General features: G+C 74.6%; 29 protein-coding genes. 18 read left to right on the forward strand and 11 right to left on the reverse strand.

Features of this window, described 5'->3' with window-relative positions; translation table 11 throughout:
- Window positions 1-90: 90 nt before the first annotated feature.
- Window positions 91-1209, reverse strand: a complete 1119-nt coding sequence (locus ACIRPH_RS06825) for an NAD(P)/FAD-dependent oxidoreductase (RefSeq protein WP_402910288.1) — start codon at window positions 1207-1209, stop codon at window positions 91-93.
- A 134-nt stretch (window positions 1210-1343) separates the two neighbouring features.
- Here ACIRPH_RS06825 and ddaH point away from each other — a divergent pair, with 134 nt between their 5' ends.
- The 5 genes from ddaH (at window position 1344) to ACIRPH_RS06850 (ending at window position 6341) form a co-directional block, all read left to right on the forward strand.
- Complete coding sequence (gene ddaH, locus ACIRPH_RS06830; RefSeq protein WP_402911628.1) at window positions 1344-2129, forward strand: dimethylargininase; 786 nt, start codon at window positions 1344-1346, stop codon at window positions 2127-2129.
- A 157-nt stretch (window positions 2130-2286) separates the two neighbouring features.
- Window positions 2287-3042 carry an alpha/beta fold hydrolase gene (locus tag ACIRPH_RS06835; RefSeq protein ID WP_402910291.1) on the forward strand — a complete coding sequence of 252 codons (756 nt, stop codon included), beginning with the start codon at window positions 2287-2289 and terminating at the stop codon, window positions 3040-3042.
- Window positions 3043-3147: 105 nt separating this feature from the next.
- Window positions 3148-3552 (forward strand): RidA family protein, encoded by a 405-nt coding sequence (locus ACIRPH_RS06840; protein WP_402910294.1) that lies wholly within the window; start codon window positions 3148-3150, stop codon window positions 3550-3552.
- Window positions 3553-3716: 164 nt separating this feature from the next.
- On the forward strand, window positions 3717-4673 hold the full coding sequence (locus ACIRPH_RS06845; RefSeq protein WP_402910297.1) for a helix-turn-helix transcriptional regulator: 957 nt from the start codon (window positions 3717-3719) through the stop codon (window positions 4671-4673).
- A gap of 750 nt (window positions 4674-5423) precedes the next feature.
- On the forward strand, window positions 5424-6341 hold the full coding sequence (locus ACIRPH_RS06850; protein WP_402910300.1) for a GNAT family N-acetyltransferase: 918 nt from the start codon (window positions 5424-5426) through the stop codon (window positions 6339-6341).
- On the opposite strand, the gene ACIRPH_RS06855 is transcribed toward ACIRPH_RS06850, so the two are convergent.
- The gene (locus ACIRPH_RS06855; RefSeq protein WP_402910302.1) at window positions 6319-7335 is read right to left on the reverse strand and encodes a Gfo/Idh/MocA family protein; all 1017 of its coding nucleotides are present in this window, start codon (window positions 7333-7335) and stop codon (window positions 6319-6321) included. The genes ACIRPH_RS06850 and ACIRPH_RS06855 overlap by 23 nt on opposite strands.
- 132 nt (window positions 7336-7467) lie before the next feature.
- Between ACIRPH_RS06855 and ACIRPH_RS06860 the strand changes: the two genes are divergently transcribed.
- Window positions 7468-7851, forward strand: a complete 384-nt coding sequence (locus ACIRPH_RS06860; RefSeq protein WP_402910305.1) for a hypothetical protein — start codon at window positions 7468-7470, stop codon at window positions 7849-7851.
- A gap of 21 nt (window positions 7852-7872) precedes the next feature.
- Here the strand turns inward: ACIRPH_RS06860 and ACIRPH_RS06865 are convergent, their stop codons facing one another.
- Genes ACIRPH_RS06865 through ACIRPH_RS06875 form a run of 3 tightly spaced genes read right to left on the reverse strand, consistent with a single transcriptional unit; the run spans window position 7873 to window position 11007 of the window.
- Window positions 7873-8847, reverse strand: a complete 975-nt coding sequence (locus ACIRPH_RS06865; RefSeq protein ID WP_402910308.1) for a DUF4097 family beta strand repeat-containing protein — start codon at window positions 8845-8847, stop codon at window positions 7873-7875.
- A gap of 46 nt (window positions 8848-8893) precedes the next feature.
- Window positions 8894-9604: a response regulator gene (locus tag ACIRPH_RS06870; protein WP_402910309.1), complete on the reverse strand. Its 711-nt coding sequence runs from the start codon at window positions 9602-9604 to the stop codon at window positions 8894-8896.
- Window positions 9601-11007 carry a sensor histidine kinase gene (locus ACIRPH_RS06875; RefSeq protein WP_402911630.1) on the reverse strand — a complete coding sequence of 469 codons (1407 nt, stop codon included), beginning with the start codon at window positions 11005-11007 and terminating at the stop codon, window positions 9601-9603. The genes ACIRPH_RS06870 and ACIRPH_RS06875 overlap by 4 nt, the downstream gene beginning before the upstream one ends.
- A gap of 87 nt (window positions 11008-11094) precedes the next feature.
- Here ACIRPH_RS06875 and ACIRPH_RS06880 point away from each other — a divergent pair, with 87 nt between their 5' ends.
- The 3 genes from ACIRPH_RS06880 (at window position 11095) to ACIRPH_RS06890 (ending at window position 13423) form a co-directional block, all read left to right on the forward strand.
- A complete protein-coding gene (locus ACIRPH_RS06880; protein WP_402910312.1) occupies window positions 11095-11826 on the forward strand; it encodes a (2Fe-2S)-binding protein in 732 nt (243 codons plus the stop codon).
- A gap of 80 nt (window positions 11827-11906) precedes the next feature.
- Window positions 11907-12662 (forward strand): SAM-dependent methyltransferase, encoded by a 756-nt coding sequence (locus tag ACIRPH_RS06885; RefSeq protein WP_402910313.1) that lies wholly within the window; start codon window positions 11907-11909, stop codon window positions 12660-12662.
- Between the two features lie 455 nt (window positions 12663-13117).
- Complete coding sequence (locus tag ACIRPH_RS06890) at window positions 13118-13423, forward strand: hypothetical protein (RefSeq protein WP_402910316.1); 306 nt, start codon at window positions 13118-13120, stop codon at window positions 13421-13423.
- Between the two features lie 300 nt (window positions 13424-13723).
- Here ACIRPH_RS06890 and ACIRPH_RS06895 read toward each other — a convergent pair whose 3' ends face one another.
- On the reverse strand, window positions 13724-14206 hold the full coding sequence (locus ACIRPH_RS06895; protein ID WP_402910318.1) for a VOC family protein: 483 nt from the start codon (window positions 14204-14206) through the stop codon (window positions 13724-13726).
- Between the two features lie 200 nt (window positions 14207-14406).
- Between ACIRPH_RS06895 and ACIRPH_RS06900 the strand changes: the two genes are divergently transcribed.
- From ACIRPH_RS06900 to ACIRPH_RS06915, 4 genes are all read left to right on the forward strand, one after another.
- Window positions 14407-14850, forward strand: coding sequence for a helix-turn-helix domain-containing protein (locus tag ACIRPH_RS06900; RefSeq protein ID WP_402910320.1), 444 nt, complete (start codon window positions 14407-14409; stop codon window positions 14848-14850).
- Window positions 14847-15269 (forward strand): DUF4180 domain-containing protein, encoded by a 423-nt coding sequence (locus ACIRPH_RS06905; protein ID WP_402910323.1) that lies wholly within the window; start codon window positions 14847-14849, stop codon window positions 15267-15269. The genes ACIRPH_RS06900 and ACIRPH_RS06905 overlap by 4 nt, the downstream gene beginning before the upstream one ends.
- 62 nt (window positions 15270-15331) lie before the next feature.
- Window positions 15332-16129 (forward strand): methyltransferase domain-containing protein, encoded by a 798-nt coding sequence (locus tag ACIRPH_RS06910; RefSeq protein ID WP_402910325.1) that lies wholly within the window; start codon window positions 15332-15334, stop codon window positions 16127-16129.
- A gap of 252 nt (window positions 16130-16381) precedes the next feature.
- On the forward strand, window positions 16382-17857 hold the full coding sequence (locus ACIRPH_RS06915; protein ID WP_402910328.1) for an MFS transporter: 1476 nt from the start codon (window positions 16382-16384) through the stop codon (window positions 17855-17857).
- A gap of 152 nt (window positions 17858-18009) precedes the next feature.
- Here ACIRPH_RS06915 and ACIRPH_RS06920 read toward each other — a convergent pair whose 3' ends face one another.
- Entirely contained in the window at window positions 18010-18504 is a 495-nt protein-coding gene (locus ACIRPH_RS06920) for a macro domain-containing protein (protein ID WP_402910330.1), read from the reverse strand.
- Window positions 18505-18702: 198 nt separating this feature from the next.
- Between ACIRPH_RS06920 and ACIRPH_RS06925 the strand changes: the two genes are divergently transcribed.
- The gene (locus tag ACIRPH_RS06925; RefSeq protein WP_402910333.1) at window positions 18703-19110 is read left to right on the forward strand and encodes a MarR family winged helix-turn-helix transcriptional regulator; all 408 of its coding nucleotides are present in this window, start codon (window positions 18703-18705) and stop codon (window positions 19108-19110) included.
- Window positions 19111-19128: 18 nt separating this feature from the next.
- Here ACIRPH_RS06925 and ACIRPH_RS06930 read toward each other — a convergent pair whose 3' ends face one another.
- Together ACIRPH_RS06930 and ACIRPH_RS06935 are read right to left on the reverse strand one after the other, a co-directional pair.
- Window positions 19129-19701 (reverse strand): GNAT family N-acetyltransferase, encoded by a 573-nt coding sequence (locus ACIRPH_RS06930; RefSeq protein ID WP_402910335.1) that lies wholly within the window; start codon window positions 19699-19701, stop codon window positions 19129-19131.
- Between the two features lie 111 nt (window positions 19702-19812).
- A complete protein-coding gene (locus tag ACIRPH_RS06935; RefSeq protein ID WP_402910337.1) occupies window positions 19813-20442 on the reverse strand; it encodes a TetR/AcrR family transcriptional regulator in 630 nt (209 codons plus the stop codon).
- Window positions 20443-20513: 71 nt separating this feature from the next.
- On the opposite strand from ACIRPH_RS06935, the gene ACIRPH_RS06940 reads away from it, so the two are divergent.
- The 4 genes from ACIRPH_RS06940 to ACIRPH_RS06955 all read left to right on the forward strand — a co-directional run bounded on the left by ACIRPH_RS06940 (window position 20514) and on the right by ACIRPH_RS06955 (window position 24725).
- A complete protein-coding gene (locus tag ACIRPH_RS06940) occupies window positions 20514-21224 on the forward strand; it encodes a GAP family protein (RefSeq protein WP_402910339.1) in 711 nt (236 codons plus the stop codon).
- Window positions 21225-21331: 107 nt separating this feature from the next.
- The gene (locus ACIRPH_RS06945; RefSeq protein WP_402910341.1) at window positions 21332-22069 is read left to right on the forward strand and encodes a sensor domain-containing protein; all 738 of its coding nucleotides are present in this window, start codon (window positions 21332-21334) and stop codon (window positions 22067-22069) included.
- A 354-nt stretch (window positions 22070-22423) separates the two neighbouring features.
- The gene (locus ACIRPH_RS06950) at window positions 22424-24322 is read left to right on the forward strand and encodes an ABC transporter ATP-binding protein (protein WP_402910344.1); all 1899 of its coding nucleotides are present in this window, start codon (window positions 22424-22426) and stop codon (window positions 24320-24322) included.
- A 97-nt stretch (window positions 24323-24419) separates the two neighbouring features.
- Entirely contained in the window at window positions 24420-24725 is a 306-nt protein-coding gene (locus ACIRPH_RS06955; protein WP_402910347.1) for an integrase core domain-containing protein, read from the forward strand.
- Here the strand turns inward: ACIRPH_RS06955 and ACIRPH_RS06960 are convergent.
- Both ACIRPH_RS06960 and ACIRPH_RS06965 read right to left on the reverse strand, forming a co-directional pair.
- Complete coding sequence (locus tag ACIRPH_RS06960; protein ID WP_402911633.1) at window positions 24722-25264, reverse strand: sugar O-acetyltransferase; 543 nt, start codon at window positions 25262-25264, stop codon at window positions 24722-24724. The two genes, ACIRPH_RS06955 and ACIRPH_RS06960, sit on opposite strands and share 4 nt — an antisense overlap.
- Window positions 25265-25407: 143 nt before the next feature.
- Window positions 25408-26073: a TetR/AcrR family transcriptional regulator gene (locus ACIRPH_RS06965; RefSeq protein ID WP_402910349.1), complete on the reverse strand. Its 666-nt coding sequence runs from the start codon at window positions 26071-26073 to the stop codon at window positions 25408-25410.
- Window positions 26074-26108 lie beyond the last annotated feature (35 nt).

The following is a 26108-nucleotide window of genomic DNA, read 5'->3' on the forward strand; positions in this document are numbered from 1 at the left end:
TGTCCGAGTACCGCTGCTCAACGGACCGTCGCCGCGTCCCCGTCCGGCCCGGGCGGTCGCCCCGGCGGACCGGGGCGGCGCCCGGCCGGGTCAGGCCGGGCTCGTCGACCGGTCGGGACGGAAGGCGGACAGGTCGATCCCCGGGTCCTCCCCCATGGCCAACCGGGCCGCGACCACGCCCTGGAAGGGGCCGAAGGTCAGCCCCTGTCCGCCCAGGCCCGTGGCCACGAGCACCCCGGGAAGCCGCTCCACCGGGCCCAGCAGCTGCAGACCGTCGGGTGTGCCCGGCCGGAACCCCACCCGCGTCTCCACGACCGTCGCCTCCCCCAGCTCGGGCAGCACCTCCAACGCGGTGGAGAGGTTGTGCAGCAGCCCCGAGGCCGTCACCCTCCGGTCGAACCCGGCCCCGGGTTCCAGCGTGCCTCCCGTGACCACCCGGTCCGGGCCGAACGCGGACACGAAGTAGTCGCGTTCGCCGAAGCGCACCACCGGCCACGCCCGTGTGTCCCGGCCGGGGAGCGCGAAGTGGGTCGTCTGGCCGCGCACCGGGTGCACCGGCAGGTCGACCCCGGCGACCGCGAGCAGCCCCGCCGACCAGGCCCCCGCCGCGACGATCACCACGGGCGCCTCCAGGTCCTCGGAGCCCACCCTGACCCCGGTGACCCGGTGGCCGTTCCAGAGCAGGCGGGAGTCGCCCTTGAAGTAGCGCAGGCCCCGCTCCTCGGCCGCGTTGAACAGCGCCGCGCGGGCGGCCCGGCCGTTCAGCCTCGCCATGCCCCCGATGTACAGGCCGCCGTAGGGCTCGGGCACCAGGGGGAACCGGGCGCGCGGCTCCCCGGGGGCCAGCCGCTCCACCCGGCCCATCGTCGCGAACTCCGGGCGCTCGGACAGGGTGCGCATCAGGTCGAACCCGCCGTCGTCCCCCTCCAGGTCCACCGACATCCCGCCGACCACCTCGTAGCCGGGGGCGTGCCCGTCCTCCGAGAGCTCGGCCATGAGCAGCGGGTAGTGCTCCGCGGCGCGGGCCTTGAAGTCCCACACCGGCGCGGCGTCCCACGGGAACGGCCAGGGGAAGACGATGCCCGTCCCGGCCGCCGTGGCCTGTCCCAGGTGCGAGGCGTCCACCAACGCGGTGGACACGCCCTTCTTGGCCAGGTGGAACGCCGCGCTCGTCCCCACGATCCCGCCACCGACCACGATCACGTCCATGCCCCCACCCTGCCCCGCCCGGCCCCCCGGGACAAGCCGGACGGCCCGCGTGCCGTGACCGGGAAAGGGGTAGGGGTGCGCGATAGGTTGTGCTCTCCCGAGAGCCGACCCCCGATCCCCTGGAGGACGTGTACGTGGACGGATACACCTACTACGGGGTCGCCCTGATGCGCCGCCCCGGCCCCGGGCTGGCGCAGGGCATCGTCACCCACACGGAGCGGACGCCCGTGGACCCGATCCTGGCCGCACGCCAGTACACGATCTACCAGGAGACCGTCGCCTCGGCGGGGTGGCGGGTGCACGAGGTCGAGACGGCTCCGGCCCTGCCCGACTCGGTGTTCGTGGAGGACCCGGTGGTGGTGTGCGAGGACCTCGCGATCCTGGCGCGGCCCGGCGCCGAGGCCCGGCGGGGCGAGGTCGACGGGGTGGAGGCGTCGGTGCGCCTGCTGGGGCTGCGGGTGGCCCGGATCGAGGCGCCCGGGACCCTGGACGGCGGCGATGTGCTCCAGGTGGGATCGTCGGTCTACGTGGGGGTGGGCGGACGCACCGACGCCGACGGCGCCGCCCAGCTCGAACAGCTGCTCAAGCCCCTGGGCCGCGAGGTCACCCGCGTGGAGCTGGGACGCGCGCTGCACCTGAAGTCCGCGGTGACCGCCCTGCCGGACGGCTCGCTGATCGGACTGCCCGAACTGGTGGACGCCGACGCCCTGCCACCGGTCCGCCGCCCGCCGGAGGAGCGGGGCGCGCACGTTCTGCCCCTGGGAGGGCGGGACGTGCTGGTGAGCGCAGCCGCGCACGAGACCGTCCACGAGCTGGCGGCCGAGGGGTGGCGGGTGCTGCCGGTGGACATCTCGGAGTTCGAGAAGCTGGAGGCGTGCGTGACCTGTCTGAGCGTCCTGATCCCGGACCGGGCGCGCTGATCCGGGAGGCCGTGTGCGCGGGCGGCGGGGGCCGGGACGCGTCCGGTCCCCGCCGCCCCGAATGTCCGTGGCGGGGCGTAGCGTCGCGGGCGCGGCAGAGCGCACCGGTGCCGCATCCCGTTCCCCGCACGGGATCCGCGTCCGGAGGGAGACCACCATGGCCTACACCGACGCCAACGGCGTCCGCACCTACTACGAGGAGGCCGGCTCGGGAGAGCCCCTGCTCCTGATGCACGGGGGCTTCGGCACGGCGGACGACTTCCAGGGCGGTCTCGCCGCGCTGTCCGACACCTACCGCGTCCTGGTCCCGGAGCGCCGCGGGCACGGGCGCACGGCCGACGTGGAGGGCCCCTACGCCCTGGAGACCCTGGCCCTGGACACCGCCGCGTTCGTGGAGAAGGTCGCGGGCGGACCGGTCCGCGTCGCCGCCTACAGCCACGGCGCGATGGTCGCGCTGACGCTGGCCGTGCTGCGTCCGGACCTGGTGTCACGCCTGGTGCTGATCAGCGGGGTGTTCCACCACTCCGCGCTCCTCTCCAAGCCCGGTCCCGAGGGCGAGCTGCCGGAGATGGTCGCCGGGCCCTACGCCGCCCTCTCCCCGGACGGTCCCGACCACATCCGCGTGGTCCTGCGCAAGGTGGCCGAGTCCATGGCCGTCGAGCCCGCGATGGAGAGCGCCGACCTGGCGGGGGTGAGGGCGCCGACGCTGGTGATGGTGGGCGACGACGACATCGTGCCCGTCGAACACGCCGTGGCGGCGTACCGGGGCCTGCCCTCGGCGGAGCTGGCGGTGGTGCCGCACGCCTCCCACGCGCTGCTGTGGGAGCGGCCGGAGGAGTGCGTCTCCCACGTGCGGAGGTTCCTGGCCGGGGACGGCCCGCCCACCTTCATGCCGGTCAGGCGCGGGGCCTGACTCCGGTCGGCCGCGGGGCCGTTCTGCCGTCGGCAGAGGCGGAAACCCCGGCCGGGCCCGGGGCGTTGTCCCGTACGCACAGACGAACGAGCACACGGGAGCACGATGAGCGCTGTGAGGCTGATCCGCAGCCAGACCCTGACCGAACACGTGGACTACGCCTACGCGGCCACGGCGAGCACCCCGGCCCGGGTCGTGTGGACCGCCGGGGCGTGCCCCCTGGACGAGGACGGCGGCACCGTCGCCGTGGGCGACTACGCGGGCCAGGCCCACCAGGTCATGCGCAACCTGCGTACCGCTCTCAACGACGCCGGGGCCGACCTCACCGACGTCGTCCGGACGACGGTGTACGTGGCGTCCGCCAGACAGGAGGACCTGGTGAAGGCCTGGGACGTGGTGCGCGAGCACATGGCCGGTCACGACGCGCCCAGCACCCTGCTCGGCGTGGCCGCGCTCGGCTACAACGACCAGCTCGTCGAGGTGGAGGCGGTCGAGGTCACCGCGGACTGAGCGACCGCCCGGGCCCGGGTGCGTCGGCCCGGGAACCGCCTCCCCGCTCCGTCCGGGGGACCGCCCGCCGGTCCCGGACGGAGCGGGAGCGCGGCTGCGGGGATCCCCGGGCGGCCCCGGAGTCCAGGACCGTGACTGTCCTGGACCCCTGGCAGACTGCGGGCATGAAAGCGACCTCCGCACGCCTGCTGCGCCTGCTGTCCCTGCTCCAGACCCGCAAGGACTGGCCGGGAGCGGACCTCGCCGACCGCCTGGAGGTGAGTCCGCGCACCGTGCGCCGGGACGTGGACCGGCTGCGGGAGCTGGGCTACCCGATCCGGGCGACCATGGGCACCGGCGGCGGCTACCAGCTGGGGGCGGGCGCCGCCCTGCCCCCGCTGCTGCTGGACGACGACGAGGCCGTGGCGGTCGCCGTGGGCCTGCGCACGGCGGCGCAGGGCGGGGTGTCGGGGATCGAGGAGACCTCCGTGCGCGCCCTGGCCAAACTCCTCCAGGTCCTGCCCTCGCGCCTGCGCCGGAGGGTGGACGCCCTGGGCGCCTTCACCGTCCCCATGCCCGGCGCCGGGCCCACTGTCGATCCCGAGGTGCTGACCCTGGTCGCGTCGGCCTGCCGGGACAGCGAGCGGCTGCGCTTCGACTACGAGAGCCACGACGGAACCCTCTCGCGGAGGATCGTCGAACCCCACCGGCTGGTCTCCCGGGGACGGCGCTGGTACCTGGTGGCCTGGGACACCGCCCGCGAGGACTGGCGGACCTTCAGGGCGGACCGGATGCGCCCCCTCACCCCGATCGGTCCCCGCGTGCCGCCGCGCGACCCTCCCCCGCAGGGGGTGGCCGCCTACCTGGCGGAGCGGATGAGCGTGCACATGTGGCCGCACCAGGCCCGTGTCAGGCTGGCCGTCCCCGCAGGGGAGGCGGAGCGCCGCGGTATCGGCGGCTACGGCCGGATCGAACCCGGGGACGAGTACTCGTGCGTACTCGTGTGCGCGGGGGACTCGTTCCGGATCATGGCCTGCTACCTGGCCATGCTCGACGTCGAGATGGAGGTGGAGGAACCCGACGAGCTGCGCGCCGAGATGGCCCGTCTGGCGATCCGGCTCAACCGCGCCGCCTCGGGCTGAGCGTCCCGGCCCCTGGACCCGGCCGGGTCGATGCCCATGGGATACGGCTCGCCGGCCTCGACAGGGCCGTGGCGGACGCCGGCGGGTCCGCGGCAGGGGCAGGACCCCTCCGTGGGACGAGGACGTCCGGCGCCGCGCCGTGGAAGTGCCTCTGCGGTCACGTGGGGACGAGGCTCCCGTCGGTCGGTTCGGTGCGCGGGGGTCCTGCGCCCGGAAGCCTTCGGTCGGAGGGAGGACCCGGCCCGGCACCGGTCGCGCGCACATGGCCGCCCGCGCGCGGGGGTTCCCGGATCCCGGGCCTCCCGTGGTCCTGCCGGAGGACTTGTCCCCCGTGCGCGGGGTTCCCCAGTTCGCCCTGATCCCCTCACCGCACTCGTCACCTGTCCCCCGCGCGCGGGTTCCCGCAGCGGCTGATGACGTGGATACGGCCGTGCGCGGCAACTTGTCCCCCGCGCACGGGGTTCCCGCGCTCACCCGCGCGTACGCGGCCCGGCAGGGCGTGTCCGCGCGGGGGTTCCGCGAGGGTGCGCGCATTCGGCCCCGCTGCCTCATGTCCGCCCGCGCGCGGAGGTTCCCCGGCGTCGCCACGCTGCGCGCCCGTGCCGCCGGGTGCCCGCGCGGGGAGGTTCCCCGGCGCGGCCGGCGCGGCGGGGAGCGACCCTTCTGGTCGAAGTTCACCCCGCGAACCCGCCAAAACCACTACGTTGGGGAGTCATTTACCTCCGAAGAGTAATGAAAGCAGGGGTGTCCGTGCCCGCTCCAACCCGACTCCACTGCCCCGAACTGCGCGGACTCAGCGCACCGCCCACCATCCGCGACCTCGGCCCCGACTACCGGGTCGCCCGGTGGGACTCCCCCGCGTCGCTCTCCCCGGACTGCCGCCGACGGCTCCACGGGACCCTGAGGGAACTCGCGGCCCGCGCCTTCGGCGCCGACCACTCCGGCTACTGGCGCGCCCGGGTCGACGCGGGGTTCTTCGACCAGGTCTCCACGCTGGCGCTCATCCTCGGCCCCGACGGCGTCCCCGTCGGCTGGGGCGGCTACCACCGCTGCCGCTTCGCCTCACGCCGCGCCCTGTACCTGGACGCCGCGGGCGTGGTCCCCGCCCACCGGCGGTTCGGCCTGACCTCCGCCCTGATGACCCACTTCCTGGCACGGGAGATCCTCGCCCACCCGCTGGGCCGCACGTACGTCGTCCTGCGCACCCGCCACCCCGCGGTCTACGCCGGCTGGCGCAAGGGCCTGGGGGCCGCACGCGTCTTCCCCGGCGAGCACCGGCCCCTCCCCGCCCGGGTCCGGCGCATCGCGGCCGAGGCGGCCGAGTGGCTGGGGGACGGCCCCCGGCTGGACCCCGGGAGCCTGCGCGTCCGCGACGCCTACCGCATGTTCGAGGGCGACGTCTACGGGGTCCCGCCCCGCAGCGGCCACCCCGCGATCGACGACTACTTCGCCCACGCGGTCGGCCCCAAGGACGCCGTCCTGGTCGTCGCGCGCATGAGCGTCCCCGGCCTGGCCAGGTTCGCCGCGGCCCGCGCGCTCAGCGCGCGGGCCCGCCGGCGGCCCCCGACCGGCGGCCGGCCCCCGCGCGGAGCCGTCCACGGGGGGCCGGTCCCCGCCGCGCCCACCGGGGCGGGCGCGGCCGGGCTCATCCCAGGGGGACGGCCTTGACGTTGGCCGGGCTGTACACGAGCCCTCCCACGTCCCGGATCTGGTCCGAGATCCGTGCCAGGTGCAGGCTCTCCGACCACGGCATGTCAGGGCTCTCCCGCTCGCCCGCCGCCACGCACCGGGCGACCTCCTCGGCCTCGTACTCGTAGCCGTTGGCGCGGAAGGGGCGGTGGAACTCCTCCGGCTCGCGGCCGTCGCGGCGCAGCACCGCGGTGGTCGCCGCGAAGAAGTTCGGGATCTCCAGCCACCCCTTCGACCCCGCCAGCACCGCCCGGTTGGGGAGCGTGGTGCGCGAGGAGCAGGACAGGGTCCCGGTGGCCCCGTTCTCCCCGCGCACCAGGACGGTGGTGTGGGTGTCCACCATGCGGTCGGGCGACAGCTGGCGGGTGGCGCCCACGACCGTCAGCTCGCCCAGGTGGCGGGAGGCGAAGGCGAGCGGGTAGATGCCCAGGTCGAGCAGGGCGCCCCCGCCCAGGTCCGCGTTGAAGATCCGGTGGTCGGGGTCGTAGGGGACGTTGGCTCCGAACTCCGCGGACAGCCAGCACACCTCCCCGATCGCGCCGTCTTCCACCAGTTCGCGGACCAGGCGGGAGATCGGCAGGTAGCGCGTCCACATCGCCTCCATCAGGAAGCGGTCGTTGGCGCGCGCCGCCGCGACCATCTCCGACACCTGGAGGGCGTTCATCGCCATGGGCTTCTCGACCAGGACGTGCTTGCCCGCGTTCAGGCAGGTCAGAGTGTTGGGGTGGTGCCAGGGGTGGGGGGTGGCCACGTAGACGGCGTCCACGTTCGGGCTCTGGGCCAGCTCCTCGTAGCTGCCGTGGCGCTCCGGGACGCCCCACGCGTCCGCGAACTCGTCCGCCCGCTCCCGCGTGCGGGAACCGACCGCCGTGACCGTGGCCGAGGGGACGGCCCGGAGCCCTTCGAGGAAGGAGTGCGCGATACCGCCGGTTCCGACCACGCCCCAGCGCAGCCCACCGTTGTCGTCTGTCATGGGCCCATCCTAAAAACAGGGTCATCTCGGGGTCGAGGCGGGGAAGGTCCTCGGAATCGGCGCCCGGGAACCGTACGGTGGGGGCCAGTGAGGCGGACGAGCGCGCCCGCCGGACCATGGACGGAGGAGGACATGTCGGAGACGCTCGCACGGAGGCTGGGGGTGCGGCCCGGGGACCGGCTGCTCGTCCTCAACGCCCCCGAGCGCTACCTGCGGCTCCTGGAGCCACCGCTCGACATCCACATCGACCTGGGCCCCATCGAGGGAGCCGACTACGACGACGTCCACCTGTTCGCCCTGGACAAGGGGACCGTGGACCGCGAGGCCCCCCGCGCCCTCGCCTGCGTGGGCCCGGAAACCAGGCTGTGGGTGTGCTTCCCCCAGCGCGGCGGCACCATCATCACCGACCTGACCGCGGACAAGGGCTGGGACGTGCTCGTGGACGCCGGGTGGCGCCGCGCCGCCCAGGAGCCGATCGACTCGGACTGGGCGGCGCTGCGCTTCGAGCGGAGCTGACGGGGCCCCGCCCCGCCGCGGTCAGCCCGCCTCGATGCTGAGGGCGCCGCTGACGGTGTTGGCGTCGATGCGCGACCCCGCCCCGTCGTCCACGTCCACGTCCACGTCCCGCTCCCCGGAGATGGAGTCACCGGTGACGTCGTAGGCGCCCCTGGGGACCCGCACGTCGATGCTGCCGCTGGTGCTCTCCACGGTCAGCGTGTCGAAGGCGTCCCCGGTGGCGACCTCGATCCGGCCGGAGACCGTCGAGGCCTCCGCCGTGGTGAAGCCGCTGCCCACGGACACGTCACCGCTGGTGGACTCGGCCGTGACCGACTCGGCCTCGAACCAGGACACGTCCACCCGCCCGGACGTGGAGGACGCCTCCAGCCTCTCGCCCGAGCCCGCGGCACTGACCTCGCCGCTGGTGGTGTCGATCCCCACCGAGCCCTCCACCCCGGCCAGCGACACCTGCCCGCTGGTGGTGTCCACGGCCACGTCGCCGACGTTGTCGGACACCTCGACCGGACCGCTGATGGTGGACAGCTCCAGCGCGCCGTTGACGTTCTCCGCTCTGATCCGGCCGCTGACGGCCTCCACGGTCACCGCGGTCCCCTCCGGGACGGTGATCTCGTAGTCGACCGCGCACCCCCCGAAGAAGGGGACGCTCTGGCAGGCGGCCTCCACCTGGAGGCCGTCCCCGTCGGCCTCGACCCCTTCCCTCGGCTCGGTGAAGGGCGTGCCGCGCAGGGTGCGCTCCACCACGACCTCGTCGCCGCCGCCGGCGAGGACGACGTCGCCGCCCGTGCGGTTGTCGACCTCCAGGGTCCGGATCCCGGCGAAGGAGTCGCTGCGGTCGCCCCTGTCCACGCCCACGTTGCCCAGCACGGAGAACGAGGTCGCCGCCACCATGATCGCCACCAGCACGCCGCCGATGACGAGCCAGGGGCCCATGCGGAACCTGCGGCGGGGCTCCTTGCTCGACGAGGCGTACAGCCCCCGTGCCTTGAATGTCACTGTCTTCCCTTCCTGGAGGGTTCCCGCCCTCCGGATATCGGTGCGGTCAGGTGCGGTCGGCGCCGCGCAGGTAGTGCAGGACGGCCTGGACCCTGCGGTGGTCGTGGTCGTCCTGGCCGAGGTCGAGCTTGGTGAAGATGGAGCGGATGTGCTTTTCCACCGCGCGTTCGGTGACGCTCAGGCGCAGCGCGATCCCCGCGTTGTTCAGCCCCTGGGCCATCACCTCCAGCACCTCGGTCTCGCGGGGGGTCAGGCGGTCCATGGCGCTGTCCCTGTGTCGGCTGAGCAGTTGTGACACCACCTCGGGGTCGATGGCGGCGCCGCCGCCGGCGACCCTGCGCAGCACCGCCAGGAACTCGTCGATGTCGGCGACCCGGTCCTTGAGCAGGTAGCCGACCTTGCTGGAGCCGCCGCCCAGCAGATCGGCGGCATAGCGGCTCACCACGTGCTGGGACAGCAGCAGCACCGCCACCTCCGGGTGGGACCGCCGGATCGCGACGCCGGCCCGGATGCCCTCCTCGGAGAAGGTGGGCGGCATGCGGATGTCGACCAGGCACAGGTCCACGTCGGGGTGCTCCTCCACCGACCTCAGGAGGGCGTCGGCGTCGCCGACCTGGTCGACGATCTCCACGCCCGCGTCCTCCAGCAGCCGGGCCATGCCGCTGCGCAGCAGGACCGAGTCCTCGGCGATGATCACCCTCGGCCCCTTCCCGGGCGCCGGGTCCGTCGCCGCGTTCGCACCGCTGTGCACGGTCATGCCTCCCATGGGATGTCGGCGGTCAGGACGGTCCCCCCGCCGGTCGGACTGTGGATCGTCAGGACGCCGTCGACCGCGTCGACGCGGTCCCACAGGCCGTACAGGCCCGTGCCGGCCTCGGGGTCGGCCCCGCCGACCCCGTCGTCGGTGACGGTGAGACGGAGCCGGTCGGCGGACCCGCGGGCCCCCTCGGACACCCGCTCGGCGGCCACGGTGACCCGTGCGGCCCCGGCGTGCTTGGCGACGTTGTTCAGCGCCTCGCACGCCACGTAGTAGGCGACCCCCTCGGCGCGCTGTGAGGGGCGCTCCGGCAGGTCCACGTCCACGCGCACGGGGACGGGGGCGCGCCCCGCGGCCACCGGGAGGGCCGCGCCGAGGCCGTGGTCGGTGAGGACCCGGGGGTGCAGGCCCCGCGCGACCTGGCGCAGTTCGTCCATCACCTCGCGGGACTCCCGCTGGGCCTCGGTGATGAGCTCCAGGGCCTTCTGCGGATCCGCGGTGACACGGGAGCGGGCCCGTGTGAGGGTCATGGTGAGGGCGAGCAGGCGCTGCTGGGCCCCGTCGTGCAGGTCGCGTTCGATCCGGCGCCGCTCGGCCTCCGCGGCGTCGACCATGCGCAGGCGGCTGTCCTGGACGTGGACGAGGCGCCGTCGGATGCGCAGCTCCGGGGCCTCGAAGAGGAGCATCCGGTGCAGGAGGACCTCGGTGGCGACCAGGGAGGGGGTCAGCCGCAGCCCGACGAGTGCCAGCAGCGGACCGACGGCGACCAGGACGAGCGGCCCGGCGATGTCCTCGGGGGCGCCCCGGACCAGGACGAACATGATCCCGAGCAGGGCCCCGACGGCCGCCGCGCCGCCGCACACCACGAGGAACATCACGAGGCCCCCGGCGACGAGGCCGTGGAGCCCGGCGACGGTGCTGTAGACGATCATCGACCAGGCGTCGCGCCCGAACACGAACCGCCAGGCGCGGACCGCCGGACCGTCGCCCGAGAGGGGGTCGGGCGGGCTGGTCTCCACGATCCCGAACACCGCGCCCAGGCGCTCGCGCTGGACCCGGCAGGCCAGGCGCGCCAGGAGGGAGGCGGCGACCGGGGAGGCCGCCAGCATCGTGAGCGCGTCCACGGCGAACCAGCCGGCCCCCCGCTCGGGGGCGTCCGGCACCCAGGGCAGGGTGACCGCGAACCCGATCCAGGTGGCGGAGACCACGAGCAGGCACGCGGGCACCAGGTAGAACAGGGCCAGGGCCAGCGACGTGACCAGGTGGAGGAGCTCCACCATGCGGACCCGCCAGGGCGGCCCGTAGGCTTCTGCGACGCGGGGCAGCCCGGCGAGGACGGGCAGCAGGCGTCTTCCGCCGCCCCGCCCGCCGCCGTTAGCGCTCTGACCGGTCACGCCACCAATCTAGGGAACCGCGGCCCGGCGGCACGAGGCCGTCAGCACGTGGAGCACGGGTGGTGCTGGCACTACCCACCGGAGGAAGGGGTGCGCATGGGAGGCGTCCGCGTCCCGGTGCGGCCGGTCCTGGAGGACGTCGGCCGGATCAACGCGCTGTTCGCGCTGGAGGGGGAGCCCCCGGGGCCCGGCTGGGTCTCCCCGGGAGGGGTCGGCCGACAGGTGCTCGCGGCCGAGGTGGAGCGGGTGCGCACGCGGTCGGGCGCACCGGCCGGGCACACCGGCCCGGGGGTGGAGTGGAGGGTGGCGGCGTCGCTCTTCCAGCAGGGGCTGGCCACGCGGATCCTCTCCCCGGTACTGGCGGCGGCCCTGTGCCACGGCGTGCTGCTGGACGCGGCGAGGTTCCGGTGGGACCCGCACCGGGAGGGGCCCCTGGTGCTGCGCACCTCCCAGGAGACGGCCGAGTCGGTGGTCGGCGGCCCCGGGCGGGCCGCCGACCGGATCGAGGAGGCGGTGCTCCTCGGCGTGCTGGCGGGGGTCGCCCGGAGCCTGTGCGGAACGGGACGGGTGGCCCCGGGGCTGCTGCGGGGCAACACGGCCTCGGCCCTGGCGGGGGCCGCCCGCTCGCTGGGCGCGGCCCGGCCCGGGCGGCGCGCGGAGGCCGAGGCCCTGGCCGGCGACCTGCTCGGGCGGACGGCCCTGAAGGGCACCGGCGGGTACGCGGGGACGGACGCCGGCGGTGCGGGGGTGTTCCGACGCACGACGTGCTGCCTGTACTACCGGCTGCCCGGCGGGGGCTACTGCGGGGACTGCGCGCTGGGACCCTGACGGGCGCGGGCCCGCGGAGGGCCGCGGGCGCCGGACGAAAATCCCTGGACCCGGTCGGCCCCCTGCACCATCCTGGCCTGATGGTCACTCCCGAGATACCTCCCCTGTACCGCGACTGCGACTTCAACGGCCCGCTCTCCGACGCGCACGCGGCCCGGCTGATCCGGACGCTCGGGCCCCTGGAGGGACGCCGGATCGTCGACGTCGGCTGCGGCTGGGCCGAGTTCCTCCTGCGCACCCTGGAGTCCGAGCCGACCGCGACCGGCTTCGGCATCGACCGGAACGGGGACCACGTCCGGCACGGTCGTGAGCTCGCCGCGGCACGGGGGCTGGACGACCGCGTCGAACTGGTGGTCGGCGACGTCGGGGAATGGGCGGGGACCGAGGCGGACGTCGTGGTCAACAACGGGGCGTCCCACGTGTGGGGCGGTGATCCGGTGACGCACACCGGCAACGCCCTGGCGGCGGCGAGCGACCTGCTCGCTCCCGGCGGACGGCTCCTGTTCGGCGAGGGCTTCTGGCTGCGCGAGCCCACCCCGGAGGAACTGGGCGTCCTGCAGGACATCCCGCTCGCCCAGTACGGATCGGTGCCCGACCTGGTCGACCGCGCCCTCTCCCACGGGTTCCGGCTCCGGGCGCTGTCCCAGGCGTCCCTGGAGGAATGGGACGACTTCGAGTCCCGGCACGCCCAGGGGTGGGAGGACTGGCTTCTGGCGAACCCGGACTCCCCCGACGCAGAGGAGGTCCGCGCCCGGGCCGACCGGCACCGCGAGTTCCGGGTCCGCGGCACCCGGGAGACGATCGGCTTCGCCTACCTGACCCTCATCCGGGTGTAGGGGGCGTCCGCCCGCCTCGGCACGGCGACCCGGGCAGCGCCCGGGGCACCGCCGTCCTCCCGGTCCCGCGTCCCGAAGGACCCGGTTTTCCCCCTCGGAATCCACGGTCCCCGCAAGCCCCCGGAATCCGGGGCGTCGCGGGGACCGCCGGAACCCACGACCGCCCCGCGGCGGTGGGCGGGGCCGTTTCCGTGACCGGGGCGGAACCGTGCGACATCCGCCCCGTCCAGGGGCGGTGATGACGGGGCCGGAGTGCGATACTGGGGGGAGAAGGACCCAGAGCGGACCACCGCCCGGCCGCCCCTCGCCGGGGCCCGCGGGCGGAACCATCGAACCCGGAGCATCCCACGCAGCGAGCAACCGCACCAGCCCACCGGTCCACCAATGACGGCGAGCCCTTCCGAGGCAGTCCGCGGCCACATCATCGAACCCGCTCTCACACCACTGGAGAATTCATGAACCCCGCGCTCCTCAAGCTCCTGAACTCGGCCGACGCCACCGGCAGGGTCATCACCGGAGAACACCTCTGGCAGACCTGGACCGTCGCCGAGCAGCGCCAGTGGGTGACCCCGGACAGCCCCGAGGGCCGGTTCGTGACGGCCGAGGGGATGAACGCCCGGCGCTTCGCGACCGGCGAGGGCGAGGCCGACCACGCCCGGCGCGCGGTCTACACCCACGCCGCGGACCCCGAGGACCTGGCCCAGCTGCTGGCGGTGCTGGGGCTGGACCACGACTCCGAGGACGGAACGCTCCACCGCTGACCCGTTCCCGCCGGCCGGGACCGTCCGCGCCGGGGCACCCTCCCGAGCTGGGAGGGCGCCCCGGCGCGGACGTCGGTCCGGGGCTCCGGCCGCGGGTGGGCCGTGGCCGCCCCCCGCGGCCCCTCCGAGCACGCTCCCCTTCCGCGGGACGGTCGAGACCCCCTGCTCCCGGCGGCCGGGCCCGGTCCCCCGCCGCCTCCGACGCAGAGGCGGCCGGTGAGCTCCCGGCCGCGCCGGTGGCGCAGCCGGGGCCTGCTCGCGGGCTCCGGCGCCGGGGGCGTAGGCCCGTCCCGCCGCAGTTCAGGCCCGGTCCATGGCCCGGCGGACCTCGGGCAGGTCGATGCGGGTCATCGAGAGCATCGACCGCATGGCGCGCTCGGCGCGTGCCGGGTCGGGGTCGTCGAGGAGGTCGTCCAGCTCGGCCGGGAAGACCTGCCACGAGAAGCCGAACCTGTCCTTGAGCCACCCGCACTGGCTCTCCTGGCCGCCCTCGCCGAGCGCGGCCCAGAAGTGGTCGGACTCCTCCTGGCTGTCGCAGATCACCTGGAGCGAGACGGCCTCGGAGAACGTGAACTCGGGGCCGCCGTTGAGGGCGGTGATCTGCTGGCCGTCGATCTCGAAGTCCACGGTGAGCACCATGTCCGCGGGGCGGGGACCCCCGGGACCGAAGCGGCGGACCCTGAGGATACGGGAGTTGTCGAACAGCCCGACGTAGAAGTTCGCGGCCTCCTCCGCGCGGGTGTCGAACCACAGGCAGGGCGTGATCTTGTTCAGCGTGCTCATCGGTCGTCCTCTCGCCGCGGGCGCGGTTCCCCGCGTCCTTCCTACACGTATCGACCGTGCCGGGCGGCGCGACTCATCGGGCGGTCGCTGATTTTCTCTGCCCACAGTCAGAAAGTCCTATATGACGCCAAACTCCCCTTTCATAAGGTAACGTTAGGGATGTATAGAGAAGTTTCGAGCGCCCCGATGGGGAGAGTGCGTTGGAGCAGCAGTACTACTCGGTGGACCAGGTGGCCGAGCTCCTGGACCTGCACGTCAAGACGGTGCGGGCCTACATTCGCGACGGCCGGCTCCGGGCGGCCCGGATCGGCAAGCAGTACCGGGTCCGGCGCCAGGACCTGGAGGAGTTCACCGGCGGCCCGCTCCCCCGGCCGGAAGCGCCCGCCGCCGGTGGCGGCGGGCGCACCGCGGAGGCCTCCACGGTCGTGCGGGTGGACGGGGTCGGCCCCGACGACGCCTCGCGCCTGACCACCCTGGTCACGTCCTCCCTCTTCGCGGCCCCGGGCGGCGCGGCGAAGGTCCACGTCCAGACCGTCCACGACAGGGAGCGCGCGAGCCTGAAGGTCGTCGTCCTGGGCGACCTCTCCGCGACCGCGGCGGTCCTGGAACTCATCGACGTCATAGTGAACGAGGAAAGGGGATGAGCGGTCCGATGGCCGATGTCCTGCGGGAGCTGGGCGGCGTCCGGGTCATGGTGTGCGCGGCCGACGGCCCGCCCCTGCGCGGTGAGGCCGAGGCGATCGACCTGATCGGCGAGGCCTCCTACGGGGGCGCCTCGTGGGTGGTCCTGCCGGTCGAACGGATCGACGGGGACTTCTTCTCCCTGCGCACCGGCGTGGCGGGGGCCGTGACGCAGAAGTTCGCCGCCTACGGGATGGGCCTGGCCGTCGTGGGGGACGTCTCCGCGCACGTGGCGGCGAGCACCGCCCTGCGGGGCCTGGTCCGGGAGGCCAACCGCGGCCGCGGCCTGTGGTTCGTCCCCGACATGGGTGCGCTCCAGGGGCGCCTGGCCTCGTCCGGCGGCCACTCCGTCTCATATAGTGAGAAAGACATCTCACTGTAAGAGACGTCGGGTGTAGGGTCGGACGCGTCGACAGGTCCAGCGACCCGGTGAGAGGGCGATCCATGACGCGTTACACCCACGGCCACCACCCGTCGGTCACCGACTCCTACCGCCGGCGCGACGCGGGGAACTCCGCCGCCTACGCGCTCGACCGGCTGGCCCCGGGCCTCTCCCTGCTGGACGTGGGCTGCGGTCCGGGCAGCATCACCGTCGACCTCGCCCGGCGGGTAGCGCCGGGGCCGGTCACCGCGGTGGACTCCTCCCCCGAAGCGGTCGACCTCGCCCGCGCGACCGCGGCCGCGGCGGGGGCCGAGAACATCGGGTTCCGGGTCGCGGACGTGCACCGCCTGGACCTGCCCGACGACTCCTTCGACGTCGTCCACGCCCACCAGGTCCTCCAGCACGTCGCCGACCCGGTCCGGGCACTGTCCGAGATGCGCCGGGTGGCCCGACCCGGCGGGACCGTCGCCGCCTGCGACGCCGACTACTCCGCGATGTACTGGTACCCGCGCCTGCCCGAACTGGACTCGTGGATGGACCTCTACCAGCGGGTCGCCCGAGGGAACGGCGGTGAGCCCGACGCGGGCCGCCGGTTGGCGGCCTGGGCCCGCGAGGCCGGGTTCACCGACGTCACCTACGTGGCCGAGGTGTGGAGCCACTCCGACCCCGACGGTCGCGCCTGGTGGGGCGGCATGTGGGCCCGGCGCATCCTGGAGTCCGACATGGGGCGGCAGGCCGTCGCCGAGGGCCGGGCCACCCGGGAGGAGCTGGAGCGCATCTCGCGCGGGTGGACGGCGTGGAGCCGGGACCCCGCCGGGGTGTTCGTGGTCCCGCGCGGCGCGATCCTGTGCCGCGCCTGATCGCGCCGCCCCCGCGGTTCCCGGGCCGGTCGGGAAAACCATGTGCGCCGGACGGGGTCGGCCCCTAGACTGCCGTCCATGATGGCAGTCGCAGTCACGGAGTAGGCGGGCGTCCGCGCCCGCCGCGCGCCGCGCCGCGTCCTGGGAGGACCGGCGGGGCCCGTTCGGCGTGCGGCGCGGGCGAAACGGTTGGTTCCCCTTCTCCGTTCTCGGCCCGCCTCCGTGCGGGCCCGACCCGATCGGCCATCACACATGACCTCGTTCCGAACCCCCGGCGCGCCCTCCGGCCGCCGGGAGCGCTTCACCCGTACCCGCCGCTGGTGGGCCCTGGCTGCGGTCTCGATGCTGCAGTTCCTCATCGCCGTGGACGTCACGGTCGTCAACATCGCCCTGCCCTCGATCGGGGCGGACCTGGGCGCCGGGCCCCAGGGCCTGACCTGGGTCGTCGCCGGGTACACGCTCGTCGGCGGCGGCCTGCTGCTCCTCGGCGGGAGGATCTGCGACCTGCTCGGCCGACGCCGCATGCTGCTGCTGGGCGCCGCCCTGTTCGGCGCGGCCTCGCTCGTGGCCGGTGCGGCCCCCGACCTGCCCTGGCTCCTGGCCGCGCGCTTCGGACAGGGGGCGGGCGAGGCCCTGGCCTCCCCGGCGGCGATGTCGCTCATCGCGATGCTGTTCCCCGCCCCCCGGGAGCGCGCGAAGGCGCTCGGCGTCTGGGGAGCGATCTCCAGTTCCGGACTGGTCGGCGGGGTGCTGCTGTCCGGCGTGATCACCGAACTGCTCGACTGGCGGTGGATCTTCCTCGTCAACCTCCCCGTGGTGGCGGTGGTCCTGGTCGCGGTCCCGCTCCTGGTCGCTCCCGACGGCGCCCGCCGTGCGGCGGGCGGATCCGGGGACACGGCGCCCGCCGACGCGTCCGTACCCGTGCGGCGCCGCCCCGACGTCACGGGCGCGGTGCTGCTGACCGCCGGCCCCCTCGCCCTGGTCTACGGGGTGCTGCGGGCGGCGGAGGCCCCCTGGGGCGATCCGCAGGTGTTCGGCCCGCTCGCCGCGGGGGTCGCGGCACTGGGGCTGTTCGTCCTGGTCGAGGCGGTGTCGGCCAACCCGCTGGTGCCGCTGTCGTTCTTCGCGAACAGGACCAGGACGGTGGCCAACGCGGCGACGGTCCTGCTCAGCGCGGCGCTGTCGACCTCGTTCCTCCTGGTGACGCTCTACCTCCAGCAGGTGCTGGGGATGAGCCCCCTCCAGGCGGGGCTGGCGTACGTGCCGTTCTGCGCGGCGATCCTGGTCTCGGCGACCGTGGTCGGCCGCGTCATCGGCGCGCTCGGGCTCTCCGGGGCGGCGATCGCGGGGCTGCTGGCGGCCGCCGCCGGAACCGCCTGGCTGGCGAGGCTGCCGGTGGACGGCGACCTGTGGACCGACGCCATGCCCGGCATGGTCCTGGTCGGCGTCGGCATGGGCGTCGGTCTGATCGCCCTGCAGAACGCGGCCCTGCACGGGGTGACCGAGGACGACGCGGGGGTCGCCTCGGGGGTCCAGCGCTCGGTGGACCAGCTCGGCGGCGCCACCGGCATGGCCGTCCTCGTCGGGGCGGCGGTCGCCGCGGGTGCGTCCGGTGACGCCGACGCGGCCGTCGAGGGGTACAGGACCGCCTTCACCTGGGCGACCGCGGGCGTTCTCGTCGCCGCCGCGGGCGTGGCCCTGTTCGCCCGCAGGGCCGGCCGCGCCTGACGGACGGCAGCGCGTCCCGGGTCCGCGGCACGCGTGCCGCGGACCCGGGGCCTGCGGCCTCCCGAACCGCGTGGGGCGTCGCCCCCGGCCCGCCGCTGCCGCGGAGCGCCCGCCGCCGTCCCGGGACCGTTCCGCGGCCCCACGCGCACGGCTCAGTCGACGTCGTAGACGGTGACCCCGACCCCCCGGTCGAGGAGTTCGCCCTCGATCAGGGGCTGGACGCGCGACCACGTCCCGCCGGCGAGCCCGCAGCCGATGCGGGGCATGTGCACGGTCGCGCGGAGACCGAGGGCGTGCGCGGCGAGTGCGCGCAGGCAGGCGGCGACCGCCTCGTAGCGGATGGGCGGACCGCCGCCGCCCCGCCTCGTGCCGTGCTGGGCCACCATGTTGGCCACCCAGGTCTCGGGCCCGACCGGGACCAGGCGTACGGCGCCCAGGGCGAAGTCGTTGCGGGCTCGTTCGCGGTGCCAGGCGCGGTAGTCGCGTTCGGGTCCGGGCCAGCGCCGGGAGAGGGCGAGCACGAACCCCTTGCCCCAGCCTCCCCGGTCGTTGCACACGTGGGCGATGATCGTGGGCCCCGCGGCCTGGGGACTCGTGGCGTCGCCGCGGATGATCCGCAGCCCGGGCGGGAGGGTCTCGGTGGGCATGGCCGAACGCTAGCGGTCGGCGGTGACAGGGCGTCCCGGGTCGGCGGGGCGAGGGGCCCTCCCCCGGCGCGGGCACGGGAGGCTCCGTCGGCCCTGCCGGCGCGACACCGCCGCGAGCCCCTGACAAGCCGCGGTCGGGCGGCATATCGTCGACCTGCCGCGCACGCGCGGCAGTGTACGCGGCCCGCTGGAGGAAGCATGTCCGACCTGCCCATCGGCTACTGGCTCAAGCACCTGGACCGGCTCATCGAGAACGACTTCGACCGGGTCCTCGCCTCGGAGTCGCTGGGGCGCCGCCACTGGCAGGTGCTCAACTCCCTGCACACCGAGCCCGGCACGACCGCCGACCTCGACCGCCGGCTGGCCCCGTTCCTGGAGGAGGACGAGGCCACGGTGGCCCCCGCCGTCGACCGGCTGCGCGACCTGGGGTGGGTCGAGGGCCTGGCCGCCCTCGCGCTCACGCCCCGGGGCGAGGCCGGGCACGCCGAGCTCCTCTCCCGGGTCGAGGAGGCCAGGGCGCGCCTCACGCGGGGGATCGGCGACGAGGAGTACCGCGTGGCCGTCGACGTCCTGGAGCGGATGTCGGCCAACCTCGAACAGGTCTGAGGGGCCGGACGCCCCCGGTCACGGGGCGGGCAGTTCCCGGGTGAGCTCGACGAACGCCAGGTCGGCGCGTCGGGGGAGGCCGAAGGTCTCGTCCCCGTAGGGGAAGGGCTCGGTCTTGCCGGTGCCGGTGTAGCCGCGCCGCTCGTACCACGCGATCAGCTCGGGGCGCTGCTTGAGGACCTTCATCCGCATCAGGCGGCACCCCCACTCCGCGACGGCGGTGCGCTCCGCCTCGGCCAGCACCTGCCGTCCGAGCCCGTCGCCCTGGAGGGCGGGCCGGACGGAGAACATCCCGAAGTAGGCGCCGTTGACGCCCCGCTGGAGCTCGCAGCAGGCCACGAGGAGGCCGTCGGCCTCGGCGACGAGGACGATCGTGTTGGTGCGCCCCAGCAGCTCGGCCAGGCCCTCGGCGTCCACGCGCTGGCCGTCGAGCAGGTGGGCCTCCGTGGTCCAGCCCCGTTCGGAGGATTCGCCCCGGTAGCAGGCGTTGACCAGTTCGACGAGGGCCGGGACGTCGGCGGCGACGGCGTGCCGGTAGGTCGGGCTGAGCGGCCCGCCGGCTGCCGTCTCGCTGGTCTGGCTGGTGGTCACGCGCGTCTCCCCCGTCGCTTACGGTCACTGGCACCACCCAGTATCGACTACCGCGAAGTCGGGCAAATGCGGACCCCCAGCGCGAAAACCGGCACCTCGCGCACCCCCAGGTCAGGGGTCCGCCCGGTACCGCCACGCCTCCCCCGTCCGCACCAGGAAGCTCCGCAGGCGACGCCGGGCGTCGTCCGCGTCGAGCATCCCCGGGGTGACCATCAGTTCGAGGGAGAGCCCGTCCACCTGGGTGTGGAGGTAGCCGGCCCACTCCTCCACCCAGGGGTCGGCATGGGGCCGGAAGGGGTCCCCCACCGGGGTTCCGACGAGCGAGGCGACCAGCTGCCGGTAGAGCCTGCGCTGGAGGTTCCAGCGCTGGGCCCGGTCCCTGTCGTACTCGCCCAGGATCCCGGCGGACTCCCAGGCCCGGTACTCGGCACGGCGCGTCTCGTCCAGGGGCAGGAGCTGTTCGGCGTACTCGGCCACGCGGTCGGTCGGCGGCATGTCGGCGGGCTGTCGCGCGGACAGGCCCCTGATCCGCTCCGTGGCGCGTTCCTCGGACAGGTTCATGGCGAAGACCAGGAGTTCCTCGCGCGTCTGGAAGTAGTGGCGCAGCGCCCCCGGGGACCAGCCCGCCTCGGCCGCCACGGAGCGGATGGACACGGCGGCGGGGCCGGACGCGGCTATGACCCGCCACAGGGCCTCGGCGAGTTCCCGGCGGCGCTGTTCGTGATCGACGATCTTTGGCACCCCGCCTTTCTAGCACGTCTGTGTTATTTTATTTCACACGTGCGTGCGATAAAAACCGCGAGGAGTCCTCCATGCCCCCCTGGGAAGTACTGCTGCCCGTCGCCGGACTGGCCCTGCTGGACACGCTCAGCCCGGCCACCCTCGGCGTCTCCCTGTACGTGCTGCTGAGCGGCGCGCGCTCGGTGGCGCGTCCCCTGTTCGCCTTCCTGGGCACCGTCGCCCTCTTCTACTTCGTGCTCGGCTGCGCGCTCGTGCTCGGCCTCGGCGCCCTGCTGGAGACCCTCGGCGGCCTGGCCGACAGCGCCCCCGTCGGCTGGGCGATGGCCGTCCTGGGCGGCGGTCTGCTGGTCTACAGCTTCCTCATGCCGACCAAGCCGCGCGAGCAGCGCAGACCCGCCTCCTTCCGCACGGTCTCGATGGTCGGCCTGGGCCTGGCCACCGGCCTGCTGGAGGGCGGCACGGCCTTCCCCTACTTCGGCGCGATCGGCATCATGACCACCGCCGAGCTGACCGCCGCCACCTGGATCCCCCTGCTCGCCGCCTACAACGCGGTGATGGTGCTCCCCCCGGTCCTGCTCTACCTGGGCCACCGGGCCCTGGGCGAGCGGCTGCGCCCCCGGCTGGAGCGCTGGCGCACCAGGGTCGAGTCGGGCTCCCGGGAGGCGATGGGGTGGATCATCGGCCTGGTCGGCTTCCTCCTCCTGGTCAACGGCCTCGCCCGGACGGGGGCCGTCGCGGCGCTGGAGGGGTCCGGGGTCGTCACCTTCCTCAACGGCCTGTGAGCCGGGAAGGCCCGTCCCGGCGCCACTGCGCGGTGGAGCCCGCACCACCACCGATGCGCGTGCGTACGACCCTGACGGCCGGCCCGGCCGGGCGTAGTTTCGGTGCCATGAACAGGCCCCAGTCCGTCCTCGCCCAGGTCGTCGCCGACTCCCGCTACAACCTGTGGGGGTTCCCCCTCGCCCTCGTCTCCTTCGTGCTCGTCGTGGCCGGTCTGGCCGCGGGAGCGGGCACAGCCGCGGTCGGGGTCGGGCTGTTCCTGTCCGCGGGCGCCCTGCACGCCGCCCGGGGGCTCGCCCACGTCGAGCGGATCCGCCTCGCCGACCTCCACGGCCGGCCGGTGGTGCGCCGCCCCTACCGCTCCCCCGCCTCCGGCGCGGGCCCCCTGCGCCGGGCCCTCGGCGTCCTCGCCTGCCGACAGAGCTGGCTGGACGCGCTGCACGCCGCCGTGGGACTGCCGGTCGCCGTGGTCGGCTTCTGCGCCACCGTCGCCTGGTGGGCCGGGGCCGCGGCCGGCCTGCTGCACCCCCTGTGGGGGTGGTCCCTGTACACCGTCCCGGGCTACACCGACCTGGGGGCCTACGTCGCCCCGGACAACCCGGTCGTGGCCACCACGGTGATCCACATGGTCGCCGGCGCCCTGTTCGCGCTGAGCCTGCCGATGGTCGTGCGCGGTTGCGCCCACGCCCGGTCCACGGTGGGCCGCGCCCTGCTGCTGGCCCCCGAGGACGCGGGGGTGGGGGTGTACACCGCCCACCCCGGCGGCGTCCCGGGCGGGAGCGCCCGCCGGCACGTCCCGCCGCACGCCGCCCCGCCCGCCGGACCGCGCGTCCCCTCGGGGGTCTGACCCCGCCGGGCCCCGCGGGCCGGGGGCCTCACCACCCCCGGTCCGGCTCCGTCGGCAGGGCGACGGCCGCGTGGGCGGCCGGACGGGGGTCGTGCCGCCGCCGCACCACGCGGACCGGGATCGTGGACGCGTCGCGCACCGGACGGTAGACGGGCCCGGGACGTCGGTGGCGGGCCACCGCGCTCTCCGGGGTGATGCCGACGCTGCGCCCGGTGGCGATCTCGGACAGCCGCAGCGACCGCCGCCGGGCTCCCGGACGGGCACGGAGCGCCGGACCGCCCTCCGATTTGACCAGAACATTAGTTGAGGTTCTACGGTTCTCGTCAACAGCCCCAACACACCCGGTGGTCGAACATGAGCATCGAAATGGCCGCGTGGAACTCCGTGTATCACGCGATGCACGCGAAGGAGGACCAGCGCCCCTTCTCCCTGCCGGTCCTGCGCCGGATCTCCTCCTTCGCCCGCCCCCACTCCCGCCGCCTCTCCTGGTTCCTGGTCCTGAGCGTGGCCACGGCGGCCCTGGCCGTGGCCTCCCCCCTCCTCGCCGGACGGGTCGTCAACGCGATCGTCGACGGCGGCGCGCTGCGCCCCGTGCTCTTCCTGGCCGGGCTCATCGCCGCCGTCGCCGTGGTCGAGGCGGCCCTGGGACTGGTCGTACGACAGCTGTCGGCCAGGGTCGGCGAAGGGCTCATCCTCGACCTGCGCACCACCGTCTACGACCACGTCCAGCGCATGCCGGTCGCCTTCTTCACGCGCACCCGCACAGGGGCCCTGGTCAGCCGCCTCAACAACGACGTCATCGGGGCCCAGCGCGCGTTCAGCGACGTGCTCTCCGGCGTGGCGAGCAACCTGGTCACCCTCGTCCTCGCCCTGGCCGTGATGCTCACCCTGTCCTGGCAGATCACCCTGCTCTCGCTCCTGCTGCTGCCGGTGTTCGTCGTGCCGGCCCGCCGCATGGGCGCCCGCCTGGCGCGGATCGAGCGCGAGCGCGCCGTCCACAACGCGGCGATGGGCACCCAGATGACCGAGCGCTTCTCCGCCCCGGGGGCCACCCTCATCAAGCTCTTCGGCCGCCCGGACGAGGAGTCGGCCGAGTTCGCCCGCAGGGCGAGCCGGGTGCGCGACATCGGCGTGCGCACCGCGATGGTCCAGGAGGTCTTCTTCACCGCCCTCACCCTGGTGTCCGCGCTCGCCCTGGCGCTGGTCTACGGCCTCGGCGGCCTTTACGCCCTGCGCGGGCAGCTCGACGCGGGCACCGTCGTGTCCATGGGCATGCTGCTCACCCGCCTCTACGCGCCGCTCACCTCCCTCGCCGGCGCACGGGTGGAGGTCATGAGCGCCCTGGTCAGCTTCAGCCGGGTCTTCGAGATCCTCGACCTCGAACCGATCGTGGACGAGAGGCCCGACGCCCGGACCGTCCCCGACGGAGCGGTGTCGCTGGAGTTCGACGACGTCACCTTCGCCTACCCCAGCGCCGACAAGGTGTCCCTGGCCTCCCTGGAGGAGGTCGCCGCCCTCGACGTCCAGGACAACGGGGACGTCCTGCACGGGGTGTCCTTCCGCGTCGAACCCGGGCAGATGGTCGCCCTGGTCGGCTCCTCCGGCGCGGGCAAGTCCACCATCGCCCAGCTCGTCCCCCGCCTGTACGACGTGGACTCCGGCGCCGTGCGCCTGGGCGGAACGGACGTGCGCGACCTGACCTTCGACTCCATCCGCGCCACCTTGGGGATGGTCACCCAGGACGGGCACCTCTTCCACGAGTCCATCCGCTCCAACCTGGCCCTGGCCTCACCCGGGGCCACCGACGAGCAGTTGTGGGACGCGCTGCGCCGGGCCAGGCTGGACGCCCTCGTGGAGGCTCTGCCCGACGGCCTGGACACCGTCGTGGGAGAGCGCGGCTACCGGTTCTCCGGCGGCGAGCGCCAGCGCCTGACCATCGCGCGCCTGCTGCTGGCCGGACCGGAGGTGGTCATCCTGGACGAGGCGACCTCCGCGCTGGACTCCACCTCCGAGGCCGCGGTCCAGGCCGCCCTCACCGAGGCGCTGAGGGGGCGAACGGCCCTGGTCATCGCCCACAGGCTCTCCACGGTCCGGGCCGCCGACGCCATCCTCGTCGTCGAGGAGGGGCGGATCGTCGAGCGCGGCACCCACGCCGAGCTGCTGGCGCGGGACGGCCGCTACGCGGAGCTGTACCGCACCCAGTTCGCCGCCGGGGCCCCCGAGGCGGCCGCCGCTCCCGCCGCAGCCGGATAGCGGCCCCGCGGACCCCGTCCCCCGGTGGCGCCACACCGGGGGACGGACCCTTTGCACGCCGCGGGCGCGGGCCTACTTCGCCTCGACGGGCGTGGAGGTGGAGCGGGTACTGACCGGCAACGGGGCCTGCTGCCGGTCCCACACCTGGCGGGACACCCCGGCCGGGGCCGGTATCAGGCACAAGCGGACCCGCCCCCACCGGCCCCGGGCCGACGGCAGGGTGGAACGCTTCCACCGCGCCCCGGCCGGGGAACGGGCCTGCGCCCGCCCCCGCACCAGCGAGACCGAACGCGCGGAGGCGTTCACCGGGTGGCTGCACCACGACGATCACCACCGGTCCCACACCGCGGTCAACGGCCCTCCGGCTACCCGCGTACCTGACCTCTCAGGTCAGTACGCCTAGGAGGCGCCGATCTCGCGGACGACGCGGGCCGGGTTGCCCACCGCCACCACGTTCGCGGGCAGGTCCTTGACGACCACGGAGCCCGCGCCCACCACGGTGTTCTCGCCGATCGTCACGCCGGGGCAGACGATGACGCCTCCGCCCAGCCACACGTTGTCGCCGATGGTGATCGGCTCGCCCGCCTCCCACTTGGCGCGCCGCAGCTCGGGGTCGACCGGGTGGGTGGGGGTGAGCAGCTGGACGTTCGGGCCGATCTGCACGTCCGCCCCGATCCGGATGGGGGCCACGTCCAGCATGACCGCGCCGCAGTTGACGAACGTGCGGGGGCCCACGGTGATGTTGTAGCCGTAGTCGACCCGCAGGGAGGGCCGGATCACGCTGTCCTCCCCCAGCTCGCCCACCAGTTCGGCCAGCGCCGCGTGCCGGGCCTCCAGGTCGTCGATCGTCGACGAGTTGAACGCCTCCGTCCGCTTCTCGGCGAGGAAGAGGTCGGCCTGCAGTTCGGGGTCGTCGGCGAGGTAGAGCTCACCGGCGAGCATGCGGTCCTTCTGAGTGGTCACACGGGTCCCTTCGATCATGATTCGCCCCCGACCCTAGCCCCGGGCGGGCCTCCCCCGGAGCGGCCCCCCGCGTCCGGCGCCCCTCGTCCGCCCGTCCGGGCGTCCCGCCGGCGGCGCCGGCCTCAGGAGGCGGGCCCGCTGTCGGGTTCCGCGGGGGCGTCCGGCGGGTGGCGCAGGGCCGGGAGCAGGACGCCGTCGACCATCGACACGAGGAAGTCCCGGTCGAACGGCTTGCCCCGGACGAGTGCGCGGAAGGCGGCCATCGACGGAACGAGCTGCGACAGCGCCTCGATGTCCGCCGTGGGCGGGATCTCGCCCCGGTCGACGGCACGCCGCATGAGGGCGTGGTGGGCCTCGGCCCACGGCTGGACGATCGCGGCGGCGCCCGCGTCGGCCAGGGCCCGGTCCTGGACGAGCATCGACGCGAGCCCCGCCATGACCTCGAGCCGGCGCTCGGCCTCCTCGACCGCCTGGGGCCGGAACAGGCCGAGGAGGTCGCCCCGGAGGTCGCCGGTGTCGGGCAGGTTCTCCAGGTCGACCTGGTCGCGCTTCATGCGCGCCACGGCGTCGACGACCAGCTCGGCCTTGGAGGGCCAGCGGCGGTAGAGCGTCGCCTTCCCGGCCCCGGCCCGGGCGGCGACCAGGTCCATGGACAGCCGGGAGTAGCCGACGTCGGCCAGGACCTCCAGCGCCGCGTCGAGGATGGCGCCGTCCCGTGAGCGGTCCCGCTTGCGGCCGGGGCGCACGGGGCCTTCCGCGGGCTCCCGGGTCTCACCGTCTCGCACCATGGCGGCAGTCTCCTCGTCTCTCCGTCCCCGATGAC

The sequence above is a fragment of the Nocardiopsis sp. NPDC101807 genome (genome assembly GCF_044766605.1).
Taxonomy (GTDB): Bacteria; Actinomycetota; Actinomycetes; order Streptosporangiales; family Streptosporangiaceae; genus Nocardiopsis; species Nocardiopsis tropica.